Origin of the sequence: Mesorhizobium sp. M2A.F.Ca.ET.039.01.1.1, from assembly GCF_003998035.1 — a bacterium.
In the GTDB taxonomy this organism is placed as follows: Bacteria; Pseudomonadota; Alphaproteobacteria; order Rhizobiales; family Rhizobiaceae; genus Mesorhizobium.
The window spans coordinates 1-3,315 of record NZ_RZRY01000677.1; the positions used below are offsets into that span (position 1 = coordinate 1).

Sequence of the window (3,315 nt, forward strand, 5' to 3'; positions counted from 1 at the left end):
CAACGGGCAGGTCTGGCGCGCGAAATCCGCAAGGAGAACTACCAGGCGGCCTATATGCTCACCAGCAGCACCAAGGCCGCGCTCGTGCCATGGCTGGCCGGCATACCGGAACGCATCGGCTATCCACGGGAATTCCAGTGCTTCTCGACAATCCATGTCTTGCGGATATGCGGCATCAGCCGCGCCAGCGGCGCGGCAAGCGGCGAGGTGGCGACGTCGATCGGATGCCCGGGAAACTTCTCGGCCAGAATCTGGATTGCCGAATGGCAACGGATGAAGTCTCCGATCGCCGGCAAGCAGAAGACGAGGATGGGACGCAACGGGCGGTACCTTCAGATCCGGAACAATCGCCACCAATGGCTGATGTGACGGTGATTTGTCACGGAAGCGCTTCGCCATCAAGGATGCGCGCATAGAGTTCCAGATAGGCCTTCGCCGTCTTCTCGATAGGGAATCTGTCAGCGGCCGACTGGCGGCATCGTTGCGCCGACAGGCCTCCGATCGCAGCAAGACCGCGTCCGAACTCCTCGTCGGTCTGGAAGAAGCGCCCGGTATCGGCATCTACGGTTTCCACGAGCGCGCCGCGCGGTGTGGTGAGCACGGGTGTGCCGCACAGCATGGCCTCGACCTGCGCCATACCGAACGGTTCTTCCCAGGAGATCGGGTTGAGGAATGCCTTCGATTCACCCAGCAGGCGCAGCTTGTCCTGGCCGTCGACCATGCCGTGAAAACGGTAGCGGGCGGAAAGGCTCTTGAAGAACACGCCCTCGCGGCGCGTCTTGCTGCGGCCGAGCAGCTTCCAGCGCGAGCCGCCGGCGATATCGAGGATGAAGTCGAATTTCTTGGCAAGATCCACCGCGCGGTTCAGCCCCTTTCCGGCCCGTGCGATCGCTGCCATGAAGAAGAGATGATCGTTCTTCGTTGGCGTCAGCCGGTAAGCGTCCACCGGAAACCCGTTGTAGACGAAGCTCTTGCGGCCATGCAGCTCGGCATGACGGGCGCTGAGGAAGTTCCAGTTGAGCTGCGGCCGCGGATAGTCCGGTAGGTGGCCGTGCTCGGTGTTAAGGGTCGGGAAGGGGACCTCGACTTTCCAGGCGTGGAGATTGACGATCTGCGTGTCGCGGGGGATCGCCGCCCTGCACTCGGCATCGCTGACCGCATGCCTAACCTCGCAAATCGGATGCGACGATCCCGGCGCGGCGATCAGGACGACATGGTGGCCGAGCCTGACCAGTTCAGTGACCAGCCATTCGACCTGGCGCTGCGTGCCGCCATACCCCTTGGCCGGAATAAGGCTCTGAGCTGCAAGGGTTATGCGCATTTGTTGTCGGCGCGGCTTCTCACAACGGGATGTTGTCGTGCTTCTTCCAGGGGTTCTGCATGTCCTTGTTGCGCAGCATGCGCAGCGCGCGCGCCACGCGACGCCGCGTCGAATGCGGCATGATCACCTCATCGACATAGCCGCGTTCGGCGGCGACGAAAGGCGACAGGAAGCGATCCTCGTAAGTCTTTGTATGGGCGGCAATTTTCTCCGGATCGCCGATGTCCTTGCGGTAGATGATCTCGACCGCGCCCCTGGCGCCCATCACGGCGATCTGCGCCGTCGGCCAGGCATAGTTCATGTCGCCGCGCAGATGCTTCGACGCCATAACGTCATAAGCCCCGCCATAGGCCTTGCGGGTGATGACGGTGATCTTCGGCACGGTTGCTTCGGCATAGGCGAAGAGCAGCTTGGCGCCATGCTTGATCAGCCCGCCATATTCCTGCGCGGTGCCAGGCAGGAAACCCGGCACATCGACGAAGGTGACGATGGGAATCGAGAAACAGTCGCAGAAGCGCACGAAGCGCGCCGCCTTCCGGCTGGCGTCGGAATCGAGCACGCCGGCCAGCACCATCGGCTGGTTGGCGACGAAGCCCACCGTGCGCCCCTCGACGCGACCGAAGCCGGTGACGATGTTTCTCGCAAAACTCTGTTGGATTTCGAAGAAATCGCCTTCGTCGGCGACCTTCAGGATCAGCTCCTTGATGTCATAGGGCTTGTTGGCGTTGTCGGGGATCAGCCGGTCGAGCGACAGGTCGTGGTCCGTCACCGACTGGTAGCACTCGATCTCGGGGATCTCCGCCGTGTTAGATGCCGGCAGCAGATCGACCAGCCGGCGCATCTGCAGCAGCGCCTCGACATCGTTGTCATAGGCGCCGTCGGCGATCGAGGATTTGGTCGTGTGGACGGAAGCCCCGCCGAGGCTTTCGGCGGTCACCGTCTCGTTGGTCACCGTCTTCACCACATCCGGTCCAGTGACGAACATGTAGGAAGTGTCGCGCACCATGAAGATGAAATCGGTCATGGCGGGCGAATAGACATCGCCGCCGGCGCAGGGGCCCATGATCAGCGATATCTGCGGGATCACGCCTGAGGCGAGCACATTGCGCTGAAAAATCTCGGCATAGCCGCCGAGCGCGGCCACGCCTTCCTGGATGCGCGCGCCGCCTGCGTCATAGAGCCCGATAATCGGCGCGCGGTTGCGCAGCGCCATCTCCTGGACCTTGATGACCTTTTCGGCATGCGCCTCCGACAGCGAACCGCCGAACACGGTGAAATCCTTGGCGAAGATATAGACCGGGCGGCCGTTGACGGTGCCCCAGCCGGTGACGACGCCGTCGCCGGCGATTTTGGTTTTCTCCATGCCGAAATCGGTCGAGCGATGCTCGACATACATGTCGAACTCCTCGAACGAGCCCTCGTCGAGGAAGACCTCGATACGCTCGCGGGCGGTGAGCTTGCCCTTCTTGTGCTGCGCCTCGATACGGTCCTTGCCGCCGCCCATGCGGGCAATATCGCGGCGGCGTTCGAGTTCCTTCAGCACGTCTTTCATCGCTGGTCCCCAAAACGGATAAGTGGTTTGTGGTAATGGCGAGGGCAGGAGAGCGCAAGCACCCTCGTTTTGCTGCATTGCAACATGACGCCCCTTGCATTTCGGGCCGGACTCGGCCATATGCAGCCCATAGGCGCTTGGGCCGGCCTGTCCGGCTTTCTCCACGAATGAGACTGGTTGCGTCTGTTTTCCCTCTTTCAAATCGGCCTCGGTCGATCGGCAAGACGGCGAAAAAGCCCCGGGGCATGACGTCCGCGGGCACGACAGCGCAGCCGCGCGGACGTTTCCCGTCCGCCGCCTTGTCGTTTCCTTATATTTGTTTCGACGGCAGGTTGCGCCCTGCCGCCATCGACGTTTGCGGCGATTGCGCCGCTTGAAAGAAGATGAATTTGACCAACGAAAACACTCTCCCCAACAACGACGCTGGGGAACTCTCCGGTTT

General features: G+C 62.0%; 2 protein-coding genes and 1 pseudogene. 1 reads left to right on the forward strand and 2 read right to left on the reverse strand.

All coding sequences use genetic code 11. The features are described from left to right. A pseudogene (locus EOA24_RS31660) lies at positions 1 to 369 on the forward strand (hypothetical protein); the annotation flags it as partial. Positions 370 to 379: 10 nt separating this feature from the next. Here EOA24_RS31660 and EOA24_RS31665 read toward each other — a convergent pair. Then, positions 380 to 1,321, reverse strand: a complete 942-nt coding sequence (locus EOA24_RS31665) for a glycosyltransferase (RefSeq protein ID WP_126082785.1) — start codon at positions 1,319 to 1,321, stop codon at positions 380 to 382. Positions 1,322 to 1,340: 19 nt separating this feature from the next. After that, on the reverse strand, positions 1,341 to 2,873 hold the full coding sequence (locus tag EOA24_RS31670; RefSeq protein WP_126082784.1) for an acyl-CoA carboxylase subunit beta: 1,533 nt from the start codon (positions 2,871 to 2,873) through the stop codon (positions 1,341 to 1,343). Positions 2,874 to 3,315: the final 442 nt, after the last annotated feature.